Origin of the sequence: Prevotella sp. oral taxon 317 str. F0108 (genome assembly GCF_000162415.1) — a bacterium.
In the GTDB taxonomy this organism is placed as follows: domain Bacteria; phylum Bacteroidota; class Bacteroidia; order Bacteroidales; family Bacteroidaceae; genus Prevotella; species Prevotella conceptionensis.
Genome location: NZ_GG740125.1, coordinates 1 through 603 on the forward strand (window position 1 = coordinate 1; position 603 = coordinate 603).

At 32.0% G+C, this 603-nt stretch carries 2 protein-coding genes; one reads left to right on the forward strand and one right to left on the reverse strand.

Annotated features, from left to right (window positions below):
* On the forward strand, positions 1 to 351 hold a 351-nt coding region (locus HMPREF0670_RS17380), incomplete at its 5' end, for a hypothetical protein (protein WP_044078562.1).
* 68 nt (positions 352 to 419) lie between these two features.
* Here HMPREF0670_RS17380 and HMPREF0670_RS17385 read toward each other — a convergent pair.
* A partial coding sequence (locus HMPREF0670_RS17385; RefSeq protein ID WP_232213958.1) for a hypothetical protein occupies positions 420 to 603 on the reverse strand: 184 nt, incomplete at its 5' end.

Sequence of the window (603 nt, forward strand, 5' to 3'; positions counted from 1 at the left end):
CTTATGAATAAAAATATTATATATGCAGAAATGGGGAATCCTTGGCAATTCCCTTCATTTTATGAAGTCGCTTCTTGTAAAATCCTATTTATGGATCTACACAATTTCGGTAAGGAAGGGCCTCTGTGTGGAAAATTGTTTATAAATGAAGTACAAATCATGACTCCTCATCATGATGGTTTTGGAGGGCCGATTATAATAAGTGATAATTATATTTATTTGCCTCTTTATCACATGATAATAAATAACAGGTCGAACTATTCAAGGACTTATGTTGCAGAAATAGATATTTCAAAAAAGTCATATCGGATAATAGGAAAAAAGGGTCGAATATGCGGTTGTTTTCCTTGATTCTATGGTAAACGACACGTTGTATTATTATAATTATTCGAGAAAGGATGATAAATGGCTTAGACGTATTAATATTCATTCTGTAAATAGACCATGGAGTTGGAGTGAGAGATTCTTTCATTTCTATCATGAATTATTATTTTTCTTTCGTGATTTATTTTAATAAGCAATATACAATTACTTCTGACTACAACTTGCTGTAGCACACCATAATGGCGAGCGTAGCGGATATTCGTACTTTTATCTACGATA